Origin of the sequence: Actinomycetospora sp. CA-053990 (assembly GCF_050948445.1) — a bacterium.
GTDB lineage: Bacteria > Actinomycetota > Actinomycetes > Mycobacteriales > Pseudonocardiaceae > Actinomycetospora > Actinomycetospora callitridis.
On sequence record NZ_CP192043.1, the window covers coordinates 4,575,890 to 4,592,494 of the forward strand.

The 16,605-nt window shown below is 74.0% G+C and carries 19 protein-coding genes and 1 pseudogene; 10 read left to right on the plus strand and 10 right to left on the minus strand.

Going from position 1 to position 16,605, the window contains the following annotated elements:
• Positions 1–85 precede the first annotated feature (85 nt).
• A complete protein-coding gene (locus ACQPYN_RS23435) occupies positions 86–877 on the minus strand; it encodes a sigma-70 family RNA polymerase sigma factor (protein WP_433028337.1) in 792 nt (263 codons plus the stop codon).
• 363 nt (positions 878–1,240) lie between these two features.
• On the opposite strand from ACQPYN_RS23435, the gene ACQPYN_RS23440 reads away from it, so the two are divergent.
• Both ACQPYN_RS23440 and ACQPYN_RS23445 read left to right on the plus strand, forming a co-directional pair.
• Positions 1,241–1,984, plus strand: a complete 744-nt coding sequence (locus ACQPYN_RS23440) for an SDR family NAD(P)-dependent oxidoreductase (protein WP_433028340.1) — start codon at positions 1,241–1,243, stop codon at positions 1,982–1,984.
• A 13-nt stretch (positions 1,985–1,997) separates the two neighbouring features.
• On the plus strand, positions 1,998–2,825 hold the full coding sequence (locus ACQPYN_RS23445; protein ID WP_433028343.1) for a nuclear transport factor 2 family protein: 828 nt from the start codon (positions 1,998–2,000) through the stop codon (positions 2,823–2,825).
• 133 nt (positions 2,826–2,958) lie between these two features.
• Here ACQPYN_RS23445 and ACQPYN_RS23450 read toward each other — a convergent pair whose 3' ends face one another.
• Positions 2,959–3,081, minus strand: a complete 123-nt coding sequence (locus ACQPYN_RS23450; RefSeq protein WP_433028346.1) for a hypothetical protein — start codon at positions 3,079–3,081, stop codon at positions 2,959–2,961.
• 222 nt (positions 3,082–3,303) lie between these two features.
• Positions 3,304–3,909: a CGNR zinc finger domain-containing protein gene (locus tag ACQPYN_RS23455; RefSeq protein WP_433028349.1), complete on the minus strand. Its 606-nt coding sequence runs from the start codon at positions 3,907–3,909 to the stop codon at positions 3,304–3,306.
• 40 nt (positions 3,910–3,949) lie between these two features.
• Here ACQPYN_RS23455 and ACQPYN_RS23460 point away from each other — a divergent pair.
• The 3 genes and pseudogenes from ACQPYN_RS23460 to ACQPYN_RS23470 form a co-directional block, all read left to right on the plus strand.
• Positions 3,950–4,135: pseudogene (locus ACQPYN_RS23460) on the plus strand (hypothetical protein); the annotation flags it as partial.
• Positions 4,132–4,650: a ketopantoate reductase family protein gene (locus ACQPYN_RS23465; protein ID WP_433028352.1), complete on the plus strand. Its 519-nt coding sequence runs from the start codon at positions 4,132–4,134 to the stop codon at positions 4,648–4,650. The pseudogene ACQPYN_RS23460 and the gene ACQPYN_RS23465, both read left to right, overlap by 4 nt.
• On the plus strand, positions 4,647–5,039 hold the full coding sequence (locus tag ACQPYN_RS23470) for a ketopantoate reductase family protein (protein WP_433028355.1): 393 nt from the start codon (positions 4,647–4,649) through the stop codon (positions 5,037–5,039). The genes ACQPYN_RS23465 and ACQPYN_RS23470 overlap by 4 nt, the downstream gene beginning before the upstream one ends.
• On the opposite strand, the gene ACQPYN_RS23475 is transcribed toward ACQPYN_RS23470, so the two are convergent.
• From ACQPYN_RS23475 to ACQPYN_RS23505, 7 genes are all read right to left on the minus strand, one after another.
• Positions 5,022–5,396, minus strand: a complete 375-nt coding sequence (locus ACQPYN_RS23475; protein WP_433028358.1) for a winged helix-turn-helix transcriptional regulator — start codon at positions 5,394–5,396, stop codon at positions 5,022–5,024. The two genes, ACQPYN_RS23470 and ACQPYN_RS23475, sit on opposite strands and share 18 nt — an antisense overlap.
• Positions 5,393–5,692: a hypothetical protein gene (locus ACQPYN_RS23480; protein ID WP_433028361.1), complete on the minus strand. Its 300-nt coding sequence runs from the start codon at positions 5,690–5,692 to the stop codon at positions 5,393–5,395. The genes ACQPYN_RS23475 and ACQPYN_RS23480 overlap by 4 nt, the downstream gene beginning before the upstream one ends.
• 50 nt (positions 5,693–5,742) lie before the next feature.
• A complete protein-coding gene (locus tag ACQPYN_RS23485) occupies positions 5,743–6,528 on the minus strand; it encodes an SDR family NAD(P)-dependent oxidoreductase (protein ID WP_433028364.1) in 786 nt (261 codons plus the stop codon).
• Positions 6,529–6,677: 149 nt separating this feature from the next.
• Entirely contained in the window at positions 6,678–7,655 is a 978-nt protein-coding gene (locus ACQPYN_RS23490; protein ID WP_433039012.1) for a fumarylacetoacetate hydrolase family protein, read from the minus strand.
• Entirely contained in the window at positions 7,655–8,962 is a 1,308-nt protein-coding gene (gene eno, locus ACQPYN_RS23495; RefSeq protein ID WP_433028367.1) for a phosphopyruvate hydratase, read from the minus strand. The genes ACQPYN_RS23490 and eno overlap by 1 nt, the downstream gene beginning before the upstream one ends.
• Entirely contained in the window at positions 8,959–9,963 is a 1,005-nt protein-coding gene (locus ACQPYN_RS23500; protein WP_433028370.1) for a phosphotransferase family protein, read from the minus strand. The genes eno and ACQPYN_RS23500 overlap by 4 nt, the downstream gene beginning before the upstream one ends.
• Entirely contained in the window at positions 9,960–10,955 is a 996-nt protein-coding gene (locus ACQPYN_RS23505; protein WP_433028373.1) for a C-terminal binding protein, read from the minus strand. Before ACQPYN_RS23505 ends, ACQPYN_RS23500 begins: the two co-directional genes overlap by 4 nt.
• A gap of 166 nt (positions 10,956–11,121) precedes the next feature.
• Between ACQPYN_RS23505 and ACQPYN_RS23510 the strand changes: the two genes are divergently transcribed.
• From ACQPYN_RS23510 to ACQPYN_RS23530, 5 genes are all read left to right on the plus strand, one after another.
• The gene (locus tag ACQPYN_RS23510; RefSeq protein ID WP_433028376.1) at positions 11,122–12,051 is read left to right on the plus strand and encodes a LysR family transcriptional regulator; all 930 of its coding nucleotides are present in this window, start codon (positions 11,122–11,124) and stop codon (positions 12,049–12,051) included.
• Between the two features lie 158 nt (positions 12,052–12,209).
• Positions 12,210–13,337: an FAD-dependent monooxygenase gene (locus ACQPYN_RS23515; RefSeq protein WP_433028379.1), complete on the plus strand. Its 1,128-nt coding sequence runs from the start codon at positions 12,210–12,212 to the stop codon at positions 13,335–13,337.
• A 20-nt stretch (positions 13,338–13,357) separates the two neighbouring features.
• On the plus strand, positions 13,358–14,584 hold the full coding sequence (locus tag ACQPYN_RS23520; protein WP_433028382.1) for an FAD-dependent oxidoreductase: 1,227 nt from the start codon (positions 13,358–13,360) through the stop codon (positions 14,582–14,584).
• Between the two features lie 25 nt (positions 14,585–14,609).
• Positions 14,610–15,572: a VOC family protein gene (locus ACQPYN_RS23525; protein ID WP_433028385.1), complete on the plus strand. Its 963-nt coding sequence runs from the start codon at positions 14,610–14,612 to the stop codon at positions 15,570–15,572.
• Positions 15,569–16,597, plus strand: coding sequence for an amidohydrolase family protein (locus ACQPYN_RS23530; RefSeq protein WP_433028388.1), 1,029 nt, complete (start codon positions 15,569–15,571; stop codon positions 16,595–16,597). The genes ACQPYN_RS23525 and ACQPYN_RS23530 overlap by 4 nt, the downstream gene beginning before the upstream one ends.
• Positions 16,598–16,605: the final 8 nt, after the last annotated feature.

Sequence of the window (16,605 nt, forward strand, 5' to 3'; positions counted from 1 at the left end):
TTCGGTGGTATCAGACTTCATCGGGCGCCGTTCGTCACGTGATGTCACGCCCCATTACTCTGCGCCCCGCCGTTCGCGATGCCGATCACGCGACCGGTGCGTGCGGAGCCGCCTGCGACAGCGCGGCCCGCAGCTTGTGCAGCGCGCTCGATTCGATCTGCCGGGCGCGTTCCGCGGTCAGGCCGAGACCCTGGCCGATCTGCTGCAGGGTCTGTGCGGGGGTGCCCAGCCCGTAGTGCGCCCGCAGCACGGCCCGCTCGCGCTCGGCGAGCCCGGCGGTCAGGTCCGCCACCTCGCGGAACTCGATCGCGTCGAGCACCTGGTCGAAGGCCTGCTCGGCACCGCCGTCCCGGACGTGGTCGGCGACGGCGTCGTCGCGGTCGTCCCCGATGGGCTCGTCGAAGCTGGCCGGCGCGCGGGCCGCGGTCAGCAACCTCATGATCTGGTCCCGGCCGAACCCGGTGGCCGTGGCCAGCTGGTCCGTCGTCGGCTCGGTTCCGTACCGGCCGAGGTGGTCGCGCCGGGCCCTCCGGATCGTCGCCAGCCCTCGGACGGCCCGGTCGGACAGGGCCAAGGGCATCGTCAGCTCCGCGACGAGGTCCTGCATGGCCTTGCGCACCCAGAAGGTGGCGTAGGCCCAGAACGGCGTACCGAGGTCCGGGTCGTACCGCCGGGTGGCGAACAGCAGTCCCGCGACCCCCTCCTGGATGAGCTCCTGGCGCTCGATTCCGATCCCGGGGGGAAAGCGGAGCGCGAGCGCCGCGATCGGTGGGAGAAATGCCTCGACAAGTCGGTGGCACGCTTCGAGATCACCGGCCTCGGTGGCGATGACCAATTCGCGTTCTTGCCTCGTGGTGAGCCGCACGGCCCTCGTCATGGGTCCGAACGGGCGCGTCGACGGACGGATACTGTCATGGTGCCCCCCTTTGTTGAGGCTCTCCGAGTGTGGCACCCCGCGTCGCGGTGCCGGTAGACCTCGTTGCTGTGCGCAACGAACGCGATACGACTTCTTGGGTTCGAGGCTCCGGCGTCTTAGTGGTCGTATGACCGAGGCTCGACCCGGGGGCCGCCCGACGATTCGGTCAAATCGAAGGCTGCGCGGGAATGCGCGAGCGGACGCGATGGGGCCGCCGCGCGGCCCGGCCCCGGCACGACATCCAGGAGGACGCATGGGTACCACCGCCGGTTCGACTCCCCCGGTGCCACCGGGCGGCCGGGATCGCGCTCGTCGCCGCCGCCGATGACCGACGCGGTCGCTGACCCCCGGCACATGGTCGTGCTGGGCGCCGGGCCGGGGCTCGGCCTGGCCGTCGCCCGCCGCTTCGGGCGGGAGGGCTTCGCGGTGACCCTCGTCGCCCGCCGTGAACCGAACCTGGCCGCCCTCGCCGGCGAGCTGCGTGCTGCTCGAGTGCACGTCGACACGGTCGCGGCCGACGTCGCCGATCCCCACGGGTTCCGCACTGCCCTCGAAGCCCTGGCGCCCCGAGCGCCTGGCGTCGTGGTCTACAACGCCGCCGTCACCGCTCGGGACGACATCCTGACGAGCGACGTCGACCATCTGCTCACCACCCACGCCGTCGACGTCGTCGGGGCCGTCACCGCCGCGCAGGTGCTCACTCCGGCCATGCGCCGCGCGGGCCGAGGAACCTTCCTCGCCACCGGCGGACACCCGTCGGTGGCTCCGGAGCCCCGGTACGCCACGCTCTCGCTCGGCAAGGCCGGCCTGCGGGCGGCGGTGTTGCTGCTGCACGACGAGCTGCGGGCCGACGGCGTGCACGTCACCGGCATCACGATCGGCGGCGCGATCACCCCCGGCGGGGCGCTCGACCCCGACCGCATCGCCGAGACCTACTGGGCCCTGCACACACGGCCCGCCGGCGAGTGGACCGCCGAGGTCCACCTCGACGGCCCGGCGCAGCCCGGTGACGCCGCGCCCTTGGGTCGAGATCGCCGCGCCTTACTGGACGACTCATCCCGAGCGTGAGGACCTCCACCCGATGCCGTGGTTCCCCGACTTCCTCAATGCCGGCGAGCTCGCCCGCCGGCAGACCCGCGCGGACCACCGCGCCGACGCGCCCGGCGCGTACGTGACCGCGCTGCAGCGACGCGACGCCAGCGACCTCGAGACCACCTGGCCCGGCGAGGTGGTCATCCACGACCCGCGGGGGACGGTCCGCGGCCACCGGGAGGTCGAGCAGTTCGTCCGGAGGAACGGCGAGTGGTTGGCCGGGCTGCACGCCCGCACCGAGACCGTCGCCACCACCACGGCCGGTGGCCGGGCGGTCCTGGAGCTGTTGGCGCACCTCACCCAGGACGGACTCGAGGTCGCGTGGCCGGTCGCGGTGGTCGCCGAGGCCGTCGACGACCGCTCGATCGAGTTCCGCACCTACTGCAGCCAGCAGCCGATCACCGGGGCGCATCAGCTGCGTCCCCCGGTACTCGCGCCGGGGAACGGCGGCCCGGCGGGCGTGGTCGGCAGCTACCTCGCGGCCCTGACGGCCGGCGACGCCGACGCGGCCGTGGACGCGTTCGCGCCGTCGGGGTATCTCCGCGAGCCGGACGCGCCCGCGTACACCCATCGCGGCGCCGCCGAACTACGCCGGTACTTCGCCCGATGCTTCAGCCACGGCGGCAGCGTTCTGCTCGAGCACTGCGCGACGACCGACGACGGCCCGCGCTGTGCCCTCGAATACAACTGTGTTCGCTGGGGAGATCACGACCTGCCGCGCGAGGCGGGCCTGATGGTGTGCGAGCGCGACGTCGCCGGGCGGTTGGCCGCCGTTCGGCTCTACGACGACATCGACACCCCGGTCAGGGACGCGTGAGCAGGTGGGCCGCGATCGGTCGCGGCCTGCTCCTGCTCCCTGCCATCCCGCACCGGCCGGCACCAACGACCACACTCGGCTGAGGAGCCACCAGGTCCCACCACGACGGCGCAGCCCACCTGAGGTTGCGTCCCTACCGCCCCCCTGGTCCGGGATCCCCGCGGTCCGACGACGGATCGAGCGTCACCTCGGCCGCGACGAGCTCGAGGTACGGCTGCGTCGCCTCGAGGTCGATCTCCTCGCCGTCGTCGACCACATCCGATCGGTCGCACCGGAGGCTCGCGTCCTCCTCGTCGAGTACCTGACGGTCCTGCCGTCCGGGGACGAAGCGTCGCCGGCGCGCGATTCTCCCGCGACCACCACGCGTGGTCGGCGGAGCCCTGGACGCGGCGCTTCCACTACTCGCTGCGCGGCGGTGCCCCGTACCACCCGAACGTCCTCGGCATGCAGAACGTCGCGCGGCTGGTGGCCGACCGGGTCAGCGGCCCTCGGCGCCCGCCGCCGCCCGGCGACGGGCTCGGGAAGCTCGGAGGTTGACGGCGTTGCCGCAGACCCGCACGTCGTGCCATGCGCCGCTGTTGTTGCGGGACCGGTCGTAGAACGCCGTGCCGCAGCGGTCGTTGCGGCAGATCTTGAGGCGGCGCCAGGTATCGGCACGCTGCGCCTCGAGGATCTCGATGAGGACCAGGCCCACCAGCACCCGCCACCCCTGGCCCCGAGGCTCCAGCACGGCGGTGCCGTCGGCGCGGAGCGCGAGACCGATCGCCGCCGAACGCAGGCCGACGGCCGGGTCGTCGGTGCCGCGCTGCGGACCACCGCCGGCGACGGCGCGGAGATCGGTCCGCAGGGCCCGCAGCTCGTCCAGCCCTCGCTCGTCCAGCTCGACCTGGGGTGCCGGGCGCCCCGTGGTGCCTGCCCAGTCGGTGAGCGCGTGCTGCGACCACGCCTGCGCCGACTCGAGGTCGGCCAGGAGGTCGGGCCGGCGCGGGCGCCCCGCGGAGATCGTGTTGAGGAGGTCCTGCACGAGCGCCAGGCCGCCGTCGGCCACCGAGGTGCCGTAGCGCGTCGTCGCGTCCCAGGACATGGGTTGATGGTACGGCAACCGACTGAACCGTCGTCGTCACGACCATGTCGTGCGCGCCTTCCGCGACGAGGTCATCGCCGCGATCGGGACGGCATCGCTGGTCGACATCCGCTCGCCCGAGGAGTACGCCGGGCGGATGCTCGCGCCTGCGCACTGGACCGAGTACGGCTCGCTGGTCGGTGTGCCGGTCGTCCGGGGCGACGAGCGCGGATCGGTACGGGCGTGAGGACCCTCGTGGTCGGCGCCGGGGCGACCGGCGGGTACCTCGGCGCCCGCCTGCTCGACGCCGGCCGCGATGTCACCTTCCTGGTCCGCCCACGAACCGCGGAGCGACTCGCCCTCGAGGGCCTGCGGGTGCGCGGCAGCGACGGGACCACCACGACCCACGAGGTGTCCGCCCTCACCGCCGATCGGCTGCACACCGCTCGCGACCTCGTGGTCGTGGCGGTGCGCGGCGCCGCACTGGCGTCGGCCGTCGGGGACCTCGCGCCTGCCATGGGTCCGGGCAGCCAGGTCCTGCCCCTGCTCAACGGCGTCTCGCACCTCGGCGCCCTGAGCGGGGCCTTCGGCCCCGACGCGGTGCTCGGCGCCACCGCCCGCCTCGCGGCGACGCTGCTGCCCGACGGCACCATCATCGAGCAGGCTCCCGGGGCCGCCCTGGAGATCGGACGGCCGCGGGGGCCGCACCCGGGGACGACGTCCTCGACGCGGTCCGGCGCGAGCTCGCGGTCGACGGCGTGACGGTGAGCGTGGTCGACGACGTCGAGGCCGCGATGTGGGGCAAGTGGGCCTTCATCGCCGCGTCGACGGTGCTGACGACCCTGGCCGGCGACGTCGTCGGGCGGGTGGCGTCGGTGCCGGGCGGGCCGGAGCTCGCCGGCGCGGTCGTCGAGGAGATCGGCGCGATCGCCGCCACCGAGGGACGCCCGCTCGGAGCGGGTCTCGACGGCCTGCGGCGCACCCTGACCGACACCACCTCGGGCTTCGCGCCGTCGTTGACCCGCGAGCTGTGGGCCGGGCGTCCGGTGGAGATCGAGGTCCTCGACGACCTCGCCACCCGCGCCCGTCGCCACGGCCTCGCGTCGCCGCTGCTCGACGGCGCGCTCGTCCGCCTACACCTCGCGACCTGAGCCGGCGGAGGGATCGAGGAGCGCCCAGGACCCGAGCTCGCGCAGGACCGGGGCGAGGCCGTGGCCGCGCTCGGTGAGCTCGTAGACCCACGAGGCCGCCGGCGCGGGGAGCCGACCGCGCGCCACGACGCCGTCGGCGGCGAGCTCCCGCAGACGGTGGGACAGCACGTTCGGGCTGATCCCCCGGAGCTCGGTGCGCAGGTCGACGAAGCGCAGCGGCCCGCGCCGCAGCAGGGCCTCCACCACGAGCAGCGTCCAGCGACGCTGCACCACCGCCACCGCGGGCACCAGCGCCGGCGACCGGTCGCCGGGCACCGACGGCACGTCGTCGACGGTCGCGCCGCGGTCGACGGTCACGCCGCACCCGGTCGCTCGGCGGCCTCGTCCTGGTCAGCGTCGGTCTCCACTCGCGGGACGCCCTGGGCGTCGTCGGCGGGGTGAGCGGGCGGGGTGAGCACGTTCCGGGCCAGGTCCGGGATCAGCCCGTCACGGGCGAAGCGGTGGCCGAACTCGGCGTAGGCCGACAGCTCGCGGTGGATGAGGTCCCCGACCGGGCCGGGGTAGCGGCGCAGGGCGTACTCGGCCGCGGCGCGGTAGCGGGCGCGTTCGTGCAGCGGCAGGAGCGGCAGGGAGTCCTGCGGGCTCGTCGCCATGACGTCCTCCGTCCTCGTCCGGGGGTCGGGGTCCGGGCCACCACGGGACGTCAGTGCGGAGGGCGCGCCTGCCCCGTCGAGGCCCCTGTGCCGCCGTCGACCGCCAGCACCGTCCCCGTGACGTAGCGGGCGGCGTCGCTGGCGAGGAAGAGCACCGCGGGTGCGATGTCCTCGGGCTCACCGATCCGCCCGAGCGCCACGCGGTCCTCGAAGCGCGCGAGCAGATGGGGGTCCTCGGTCACCGGGGCGACCGCACCGGTACGGGTCAGGGCGGGCGCGACGGCGTTGAGGCGGACGCCCGCGGGACCCCAGTCGAGGGCGAGCGACCGCACGAAGTTCGACACCGCGGCCTTGGTGGCGTTGTAGCCGGCCTGGTCCCAGTCGCCGGCCTGGCCCGACACGCTGGAGACGGCGACGAGGTTGCCGCCGCTGCGCGCCAGCACCGGCAAGGTCTTCTTCGCGAGGTGGAAGAAGCCGTCGACGTTCGTCGCGCGCATCGCCTCCCAGTCCGCGTCGTCGAGGTCGGTGATCTCACCGGGGGCGTAGCCCGCCGCGTTGCTGACCACGACGTCGAGGCGACCGAAGCGGCGCAGCACCTCGTCCACGAGCTCCCCGATCTGCCCCTTGTCGGCGAGGTCGGTCGGGATCGCGACCGCGCGCTCGGACGGCGCGTCCCGCAGCGCCTCGTCCAGGGCCTCCTTGCGCCGTCCCGCGACGACCACGGTCGCGCCGGCCGCGAGGAAGGCCCGCGTGATCGCGAGCCCGATGCCGGTGCCGCCCCCGGTGACGAGGACGACCGAGTCGGTGAAGTCATAGCGGACGGTCCCGGTGCTCATACGAGAACGCTACGCCTGGGAACGAGCAAACAACGTATCTGTTCGGCTTTCGACTACGTCACACGTCGTGCCACGACGCGAGGTCGAGGTCGGGATCGGACACGGGATTCCGGCGTTGTACGACCGACGTGTCGGAGGAAAGGTGACGTCTAGGGGCGAGGCGCGGTGTCGGCCTCCCCCGGTGGCGCGACGCAGCGGTTGCGCTGGCGCCCGAGGCCGGTGATCTCGGCGTCGATGACGTCGCCGGGCGCCAGCCAGCGGTTGCCGTGGTGGCCGGCGTTGCCCGCGGGCGAGCCGGTGAGCAGGAGGTCGCCAGGACCCAGCACCGCGGCGTGGGAGGCGTAGCTGATCAGCTGCTCGATCCCGTAGATGATGTCGTCGACGGTGTCGTCCTGCATCACCTCGCCGTTGACCGACAGCGTCAGCCGGAGCTCCCGCGGGTCGGGGACACACCCGCGCGGGACCAGGTAGGGGCCGGTGGGGAAGAACGTCGGGCGGCTCTTGCTCATGATGAAGTCGGTCATCGGCAGGTCGGGGCGCGTCATGACGTCTCGAGTGGAGATGTCGTTGCCGATGACGTAGCCCGCCACGACGTCCATGGCCTCGTCGGGCCCGATGCAGTGGGCGGTTCGGCCGATCACCACGCCGAGCTCGAGCTCCCAGTCGTGCTGGACGCCCGGCCCCCGCAGGACGACGTCGTCGTACGGGCCGGTGACGGCGCTCGGCAGACCGGGGAAGAGGAACGGCGTGCCGGACGCGGCCCGGGCGTGGGCGATCCGGTCGGCCTCGGCCTGCAGGTCGTCCTCGCTCCGCTCGTCCCCGCCGTTCCGCAGGGTGCTCGCGACGATCTGGCGGACGTGGCGGAAGTAGTTCGCGCCGGCGCACAGCAGCTGCCGTGGTCGCAGCGGGGCGAGGACGCGGAGGTCGTCGAGGGCGACGGACGGCAGGTCACCGGCCTCGTCGGCGAGGTCGTGCAGGTCCGCGAGCGTGGCGTCCCAGTCCTGCAACATCCCCTCGACGGTGGCGCCCTCACCGAAGGACGGGCGCAGGTCGATGACGGCGTCCTGGACGACCAGCCCCGGGAACGCTGTGTCGTCGGCGTCGAAGGTGCCGAGGGCGAACCACATCACCGCACCGCCTCGCGCCCGACGGGGAGCGCCGCAGCGCCGGCGTAGTCGGCGCCCTCGCCGAGCTGGGACTCGAGCTGCAGGAGCCGGTTCCACTTGGCGGTGCGCTCGGAGCGGGTGGTGGACCCGACCTTGATCTGGCCGGTGCGCCACCCGACGGCGAGGTCGGCGAGCCAGTCGTCCTCGGTCTCCCCCGAGCGCGCCGACAGCACGGTGGTGTAGCCGGCCTCGTGCGCGCGGCGCACGACGGCGCGGGCGTCGGTCAGGGTGCCGATCTGGTTGGGCTTCACCAGGACGGCGTTGGCCACGCCCTCCTCGATGCCGCGCTCGAGGCGGGCGGGGTCGGAGACGAACAGGTCGTCACCGAGCAGTTGGCGGCCGCGGAGCACCTGGGTGGCGCGGGTCCAGCCGACCCAGTCGTCCTCGGCGAGCGCGTCCTCGATCGAGACGATGGGGTAGCGCTCGCACCACGACGCGAGCTCGTCGACGAGGCCGGCGGCGTCGAGGACGCGACCACCTTCGGCGGCGAGGGTGTACTGCCCCTCGCCCGTCGCGAACTGGGTGGCGGCGACGTCGACGGCGATCCCGACCTCGGTACCGGGCTGCAGACCGGCACGCTCGATGCCCGCGACGAGGACGTCGAGGGCGCTGCGGTTGTCGGGCAGCACCGGCCCGAGCCCGCCCTCGTCGGCGACCAGCGCCACCGGCAGCCCGCGGTCGGCGAGGACCTCCGCCGTGCCCGCGCGGACCCGGGCGCACCACTCGATCGCCTCGGCGAACGAGCCCGCGGCGAGCGGGACGGCGAGGAAGTCCTGGACGTCGAGGGTCCGGCCGGCGTGGGCGCCGCCGGAGATGATGTTGACCATCGGCAGGGGCAGCAGGGGGCGTGCGCCGGGTTCGGCGACGGCGGCGTGCAGCGCCAGGCCCTGCGCAGCCGCGACCGCGACGGCGCTGCCCACCGAGACGGCCAGGACCGCGTTCGCGCCGAGCCGTCCCAGGTCGTCGGTGCCGTCGGCCTCTCGGAGTCCGCGGTCGACGCCGAGCTGGTCGGTGGCGTCGAGCCCGCGGACGGCGTCGGCGAGCTCGCCGGTCACGTTCGCGACCGCGGCCCGCACCCCGTAGCCGCCGTACCGAGTTCCGCCGTCGCGCAGTTCGCGCGCCTCGTGGCGACCGGTGGACGCCCCGGAGGGCACGGTCGCTCGGCCCCGCGCGCCGCCGGCGAGCACCACCTCGGCGGCGACCGTGGGACGGCCGCGGGAGTCCAGCGCCTCCCACGCGTGCAGCTCGGCGATCGCGGTGCCGATCACGGCAGGTCCTCCCAGGCGTCGGTGACGGTGTCGGGGGCGTCGACGAGCAGTCGACGCCCCAGCTCGCGGGTGCGCGCGGCGGCGTGGTCGTCGAGGTAGCCCGCGGGGCTGGTGCCGTCCACGCGGGCGAGCAGCAGGCAGGCCGTCTGCCGGACCAGCTGCGCGGCGTCGAGGACGACGGCGCCGTCGAGGGCGGCCTGGAGTGCCGTGAGGAACCGCCGGGCGGCTATCGCGTACTCGGGCCCGACCGCCGGGCGATGCATCGTCTTGAGCAGCAGGTGGCCCACGGTCCAGGCCGGGTCGAAGGTCGGATCGCCGACGTGGGCGACCTCCCAGTCGATCACCCACAGCCGGCCGGGGTCCTCCTCTCCCGGTCCGACCATGACGTTCTTAGGCGTGTAGTCGCCGTGCACCAGGCAGACGTCGGCCGAGTCCATGACCTCGATGGTCGTCTCGATCTCCTCGCGGAGCTCGGGGTGTCGGCGGGCGATGGTGCGGTGGAACGGGTCGACGCGCAGCTGTGTGAAGGCGGTGCGGTCGCCGAACTGCAGACGGGTCCAGGCGTCGTGGGCGGTGGCGCGCTGCCAGGTGCCCAGGAGCCGGCCGAGACGCTCGGCGATCTCGACGCGGACCCGGCCGGCGAGCAGCTCCTCCTTCCACGTGTGCCAGGACCGGGGCGCGCGCTCGATGACGAGGTAGCCGTCGTGCAGGTCGTGCACCCGGGGCACCGCGCCGGGCGTGAGCCGGCCCGCGAGCTGCAGCGCGCGTCCCTCGGTGTCGATGCGGCCGGGGTCGGCGAGCCAGAGCTGCTCGACGCGCAGCTGCCCGAGGGCGCGTTTGACCACCGCGTCGACGCCCGGGGCGCTCACGGCGAGCACGTCGTTGGAGACGCCGCCCGGGAGCGCCTCGACCTGCACCTCCACGTCGGGAGCGACGAGGCGGCGCCGGCGCAGGAACGCGGTGATCGCCCTCGCGTCGGCGGGTGCCGGATCGGCGGTCATCGGGTCGCCGCCGGCGACATCCGCAGGGTGGGACTGCGGAGCACCTCGGGATTGACGATGCTCGCGGGCACGCGCCCGGCCAGGACCTCGACGACGTTCTCGGCAGCTCGCCGGGCCAGCTCGGCCAGCGACCCGTCGGAGGCGAACGCGGAGTGCGGGGTGAGGACGACGTCGGGCCGCGTCCGCAGCGGGTGGGCGGCCGGCAGGGGCTCGGGGTCGGTGACGTCCAGCGCCGCCCCGGCCAGCTCGCCGCGCTCGAGGGCGTCGAGGAGGGCGGCGGTGTCGACCAGCCCGCCGCGAGCGGTGTTGATCAACCAGGCGTCGGGGCGCATCGCCCGGAACGCCGCCGCGTCGACGAGCCCGGCGGTGTCGGCGGTGAGGGGGAGGTGCAGGGAAACGACGTCGGCCATCGCCAGCAGGTCCTCGAGGCGGTCGACGACCTCGATCCCCGGTGTCGCCGTGCCGGACCGGCGCAGCGCCACCACCCGCATCCCGATCGCGGCGGCACGCGTCGCGACGGCCCGGCCGATCGCGCCGACGCCGACCAGCCCGAGGGTGCGGCCGCGCAGCCGCCGGGATGTGCCCGGCACGCCCGCGCCCCACCCACCGGCGACGACGTCACGGTTCAGTGGCAGGAGCCGCCGGGCCAGGGCGAGGATCATCATCAGGGTGTGGTCGGCGACCTCGTCGGTGCAGTAGTCGACGACGTTGCTGACGATCATGCCGAGCTCGGTGGCGCGGGCGACGTCGATGTTGTCCAGGCCGACGCCGTACCGGGCGACGGTGCGGCACCGAGGTGCGGCGTCGAGGACCCCGGCGGGCACCTTCGCGAAGCAGGTCAGGATCGCGTCGACGTCCCGGGCGAGCGCGGTGAGCTCGTCGAGGTGGCCGGTCTCGGCCACCACGAGCTCGGCGTCGGCGGCGGCGAGCACCGACGTCTCGACGTCGAGGTGGGGCCAGGCGTGGTCGGTGACCAGGACCCGAACGGACACGACGCCACCTCCTCCCTGTCGTCGGCCACGCTAGGTCGACCACGCGGGGGCGCGGAAATGCCGCTCGTGGACAGCTGCCATCCGCCCCGCAGATGGCGCCCGCCCTTGCCGGGGCGACGCCGGCCCGGTGAGGTGGGCCGTCGACGTCGAGTGGGGACGGTGAGCGGTGAAGCTCGGGCAGATGGACCTCAACCTCCTGGTGGTCCTCGACGCCCTCCTGCGCGAGAAGAACGTGACCCGGGCCGCGGAACGCCTGCACATGTCCCAACCGGCCATCAGCACCGCGCTGGCCCGGCTGCGCAAGACCCTCGACGACCCCCTGCTGGTGAAGAACGGGCGCTACCTGCAGCTCTCACCGCGGGCCGAGACGCTCGTCGATCCGGTGCGCGACATCATCGCCCGCATCGAGCAGACGGTGATGCGGCCGACGGACTTCGACCCGGCCGCCGACACGCGGGCCTTCTCCGTCATCAGCAGCGACTACGTCGGGGTGGTCCTCCTCCGTCCCCTCCTGGGTGCCATCGGCGACCTCGCGCCCCGCCTCCGGCTGGACCTCACCCCGGTCGCCGAGGACTTCCGCACCGCGCTGCGCCGCGACGAGATCGACCTCGCCGTGCTCCCCGACCCGCTGCTGGACGAGCAGACCCGCGCCACCTGCTCGGCGATGCCGGTGATCTCCGACCGGTTCGTCGGTGCCGTGTGGACCGGTCATCCCGCCGCCGCGACCGGCACGTTGACCGCGGACGTGTTCTCGACCTCGCCCTACCTGATGTACAGCGCCAACGGGAACCGCGGCGTGTGGGAGGACGAGCTCGACGATCAGCGCATCGTCCGCAACGTCGAGGCCACGGCCGGCACGTTCACGACGATGCCGTTCATGCTGGCGGGCACCCGGCTCGTCACGGTGTTGCCCGAGCGTCTGGCGCGTCGCGTCGCCGGCGCCGCGGACATCACCGTGCTCGAGCCCGCGGTCGACCTGCCGCCGCTGGAGCAGTCCGCCGTGTGGCACTCCCGCCGTGACGACGACCCCGGCCACCGGTGGTTGCGCGACCAGCTCGCCGAGGTCGCCGCCTCGCTGCGCGGCACACCGGCCTGAGCCTGTGACCCCGCTCATGCACGGGGTGGATCGCAGGGATCGCGACGACGCATTTCCGGGCGGGACCGGGGCTCCCTAGCGTTGGTGCCGTCGCCGCACGAGGCCGGATCGCCGGGCCGGGCGCGCCCCCTTCCCCCGCGGAACAGAGGAGTCCCGCCATGCCTGCTGTCGGCACCGCGCTCGTCGTCGGTGGCGGTGCCGCCGGGGCCGCGACCGCCATCCTGCTGGCCGAGGCCGGAGTCGCGGTCGACCTCGTCGAGGCCCAGCCCGAGGTCTCCGCGCTCGGCTCCGGGATCACGCTGCAGGGCAACGCCCTGCGCGTCCTGCGTCGCCTCGGGGTCCTCGAGCAGTGCGCGGCGCTGGGGTACGAGTGCTCCGGGCTGCTGGTCCGCGCCGCCGACCCGGACGCCACGGTGCTCGCGCAGCTCCCGGATCTCCGCTTCGGCGGCCCGGATCTGCCCGGGGCGATGGGGATGCACCGACCCGACCTGGCGCGTCTGCTCATGGGCCGCGCCGACGAGGTCGGGGTGACCACCCGCTTCGCCACCACGGTGGACGCCCTCGAGCAGGACCTCGACGGGGTGGACGTCCGCTTCTCCGACGGCACGCAGCGCCGCTACGACCTCGTCGTCGGGGCCGACGGCGTGCGCTCGGCGACGCGGCGCCTGCTCGGGGTCCCTCTGGAGACACGCGCCGTCGGGATGGGCGCGTGGCGGGTGGTCGCTCCGCGCCCCGACGATGTCACCACGGCCCAGCTCTTCTTCGGCGGCCCGTGCTACATCGCCGGCATCACCCCGACCGGGCTGGACACCGCGTACTGGTTCCTCGTCGAGGACGCCCAGGACCGCACCTCCCAGACCGCCGCCGAGCAGCTCGACGCCTTCCGCGAGCTGTCCCGCGCCTACCACGGTCCGTGGGACGAGGTGCGCGATCGGTTCGACGACCCGGCCCGGCTGAACTACACCTGGTTCGAGACGCACCTGCTCGACGCGCCCTGGCACCGCGGCCGCGTCGTCCTCGTCGGCGACGCCGTGCACGTCTGCCCGCCCACCATCGCCCAGGGCGCCGCGGCCGCCCTCGAGGACGCCGAGGTCCTCGGCGACCTCGTCACCGCCCACGACTCGCTCGACGACGCCCTGGCGGCCTTCACCGCCCGCCGCTACGACCGCGTCCGGACCGTCGTCGAGGCCTCCCTGCAGATGGCCCAGTGGCACCTCGACCACGTCCAGGGCGACGTCCCCGGCCTCACGCGCCGCATCGCCGAGCTCGTCGCCGTCCCGGCGTGAGCGCTCCGAAGGAGACACCGATGTCCTCTCCCGACCCCGCACGCCGCGGCCGCGTGGCCGTCCTCGGCGGCGGCCCCGCAGGGATGGCCACCGCCCTGTCGGTCCACCAGGCCGGCCACGACGTGGTGATCTTCGAGCGCTACCGCGAGGCCCGCCCGGCGGGCAACGTGCTCAACCTCTGGCCACCCCCGCTCAAGGCCCTGCGCCTGCTCGGGGTCGACACCGACGACCTCGGCGCCCCGTGCCGGTCCCAGTTCCGCAACAGCCGGGGCCGCGTCCGCGCCGACATCAAGAGCGACCCCGAGATCGAGGCGCAGTACGGCATCGGCGGCGGCTTCATCGGGCTGCTGCGCCCCGAGCTCTACGAGCGGATGCTCGCCGCCCTGCCCCCCGGCGTGCTCCGCACCGACCAGGCCGTCGAGCGCATCGAGCAGGACGACCCGGCCAGGAACGACGGGGCGGTCACCCTGCACTTCGCCGACGGCACGACGCACGAGACGGACGTCCTCGTCGGCGCCGACGGCATCGACTCACTGGTCCGTCGCACCCTGTGGGGCGACACCCCCAAGCGCGAGCACCGGCTCCACGTCATCGCCGGCTTCACGTTCGCCGACGATGTGGCGACCGAGTCCAACACCTGCGTCATCGGCCACGGCCGCGAGGTCCAGGGCAGCTGGACCTCGATCCGCTACCGGGGCCGCGCCGGGCACCAGTGGTGGGTGCTCGAGGCCACCGACCCCGACGCACCGGCGCCGGCCGACCTCCTGGCCCGCGCCAGGGAGCTCGGCCGGGAGTTCGTCGACCCGCTGCCGTCGCTCATCGAGCACACCGAGCCCGCCGACGTGCAGCGCTGGGTGCTCCGGGACCGCGGCTACCTCGACCGCTGGTCGCAGGGACGCGCCACGCTGGTCGGGGACGCCGCCCACGCCACCTCGCCCTACGCCGCCTACGGCGCCGGCATGGCCATCGAGGACGGATTCTTCGTCGGCCGCGCCCTGCGCGGTGTCGACCTCACCGACGCGGCCGCGGTCGCGCGGGCCCTCGCGGCGTACGAGGAACCGCGCCGGGACCACACCGCGTTCCAGGTCCGCATGGCGTACATGAACGGCCAGATGTTCCACCACACCCCGCGCGTCCTGCAGCCGCTGCGCGACCTCGTGTTCGACCACACGCCCTTCCTGCAGAAGGTCGTCGGCGACACGAACCCCGCCGAGATCAACAAGCAGCTCGCCCTCATCACCGACTGACCCCTCCGACCCGAGGAGCACCCCCATGACCGAGGTCCTGGTCTCCCAGCTCGCCCACGTGCAGATCTTCAGCCCCCGCCCCGCCGAGACCGTCGAGTGGTTCCGCAACGTTCTCGGCCTCGAGCAGTCCGGGCAGGAGGGCCAGAGCGCCTACCTGCGCGGCTGGGCCGAGTGGTTCCAGCACTCCGTCGAGATCACCGAGGGCCCCGAACCCGGCCTCGGCCACATCGGCTGGCGCGCCCAGGGTCCCGGGGACCCCGACACCGTCGCCCGCAACCTCCCCGAGGGGCAGTGGTCCGACGGCGGGTTCGGCTACGGCAAGACCTACCGGTTCCGCGGACCCGGGGGTCACCTCAACGAGCTGTTCTGGGAGGTCGAGCGCTACCAGGCGCCCCCGGAGCTGGCCACCGACCAGCCCGACCGCCCGCAGGCCCTCAAGCCCCGCGGCATCGCCGCCCGCTACATCGACCACGTCACCATCGGCACCGACGACCTGGCGCGCGACGTGAACTTCTACAAGGACGCCCTCAAGCTGCGCCACACCGCGTCGATCGAGGCCGAGCCCGGCTTCAAGGTCTTCGCCACCCTGACCTCCCACGTCACCCACGAGATGGGCCTCGTCCCCGACTTCTCCGGCATCCGGGGGCGCGTCAACCACCTCGCCTTCGGCCTCGACCAGCGCGCCGACGTCCACACCGCCGCGCAGGTCCTGATGGGTCACGACACCCCGATCGAGTTCGGCCCGGGCATCCACGGCATCGACGAGATCACCTACCTCTACGCCCGCGAGCCCGGCGGCATGCGCATCGAGATCAACGCCGGCGGGTGGCGCAACTACATGCCCGACTGGGAGGCCCCGAACTGGACGCCCGCGCAGGGCGGCACCAACATCTACCGCACCCACGGCATGCCCGACTCGATGATGGAGAGCTTCCCCCGCACCCAGGAGGCCGCCGAGCAGATGCACGCCACGGGCATGTTCACGTGAGCTCCGGTGGGGCCGGCGTGCCCGCGGTCGACGTCCACGCCCACCTCGCGGTCCCCGCGGTGAACGCCCTGATCGCCGACCAGCCCGGCCTGCGCGAGCAGCAGCAGATCGACGCCGCCGCCCTGGGCCCGGCATCGGCCGCGCTGAACCAGGCGCAGATCGCCGAGATCGGACCGCTGCTCACCGACCTCGACCTGCGGCTGGCCGCGATGGACCGCGCCGGGGTGGACATCCAGGCCGTCTCCCCGATGCCGCTGCCCCACGCGTGGGCCGACCGGGCGCTCGCCGCGAAGATCGTGGCGGCGACCAACGAGGGCGTCGTGACCTTCTGCGACCGGGCCCCCTCGCGGCTGGTCCCGGTGGGGGCCGTCTCGCTGCAACACCCGGACCTGGCCATGGCCCAGCTCGTCACCGCGGTCCGCGAGCTGGGCATGCGCGGCGTGCAGATCTCCACCGCGGCGGGGCCGGACGTCGAGCTGGACCACCCGTCCCTGGCCGAGTTCTGGGCCACGGCCGAGGAGCTGGGAGCGGCGATCCTGATCCACCCGTGGGGCTGCTCGCTGGGCTCCCGCCTCGGCGACTACTACCTGTTCAACACCGTCGGAAACCCCACCGAGACCACGCTCGCGCTGTCCCGGCTGGTGTTCTCCGGGCTGCTCGAGCGGCACCCGCGGCTGCGGGTGTGGTCCGCCCACGGCGGGGGCTACCTGCCCAGCTACGTCGTGCGCGCCGACCACGCCTGGCACGCCCGCGGCGACGCCCGGACCACCGAGCTCCCGCCCAGCGCCCTGCTCCGGCGGACCTTCGTCGACTCGCTGGTCTACACCCCTGAGCAGCTCCGACACCTGATCTCGGTGATGGGCGCAGGCCAGGTCACCCTCGGCAGCGACTACCCCTTCGACATGGGCGTCGAGGACCCCGTCGACCGGCTGCTCGCCGCCGACCTCGACCCCGAGACCATCTCCGCCATCCGCGGCGGCAACGCCGGACGCCTGCTCGGCCCCCTGCCCGCCGTGCACACCTGAGGAGGACC

Bases quoted from the DNA above. Each gene is read 5' to 3' on its own strand.
- ACQPYN_RS23435 (WP_433028337.1), bottom strand. From the start codon at position 877: ATGACGAGGGCCGTGCGGCTCACCACGAGGCAAGAACGCGAATTGGTC.
- ACQPYN_RS23440 (WP_433028340.1), top strand. From the start codon at position 1,241: ATGACCGACGCGGTCGCTGACCCCCGGCACATGGTCGTGCTGGGCGCC.
- ACQPYN_RS23445 (WP_433028343.1), top strand. From the start codon at position 1,998: ATGCCGTGGTTCCCCGACTTCCTCAATGCCGGCGAGCTCGCCCGCCGG.
- ACQPYN_RS23455 (WP_433028349.1), bottom strand. From the start codon at position 3,909: ATGTCCTGGGACGCGACGACGCGCTACGGCACCTCGGTGGCCGACGGC.
- ACQPYN_RS23480 (WP_433028361.1), bottom strand. From the start codon at position 5,692: ATGGCGACGAGCCCGCAGGACTCCCTGCCGCTCCTGCCGCTGCACGAA.
- ACQPYN_RS23485 (WP_433028364.1), bottom strand. From the start codon at position 6,528: ATGAGCACCGGGACCGTCCGCTATGACTTCACCGACTCGGTCGTCCTC.
- ACQPYN_RS23490 (WP_433039012.1), bottom strand. From the start codon at position 7,655: ATGTGGTTCGCCCTCGGCACCTTCGACGCCGACGACACAGCGTTCCCG.
- ACQPYN_RS23500 (WP_433028370.1), bottom strand. From the start codon at position 9,963: ATGACCGCCGATCCGGCACCCGCCGACGCGAGGGCGATCACCGCGTTC.
- ACQPYN_RS23515 (WP_433028379.1), top strand. From the start codon at position 12,210: ATGCCTGCTGTCGGCACCGCGCTCGTCGTCGGTGGCGGTGCCGCCGGG.
- ACQPYN_RS23520 (WP_433028382.1), top strand. From the start codon at position 13,358: ATGTCCTCTCCCGACCCCGCACGCCGCGGCCGCGTGGCCGTCCTCGGC.
- ACQPYN_RS23525 (WP_433028385.1), top strand. From the start codon at position 14,610: ATGACCGAGGTCCTGGTCTCCCAGCTCGCCCACGTGCAGATCTTCAGC.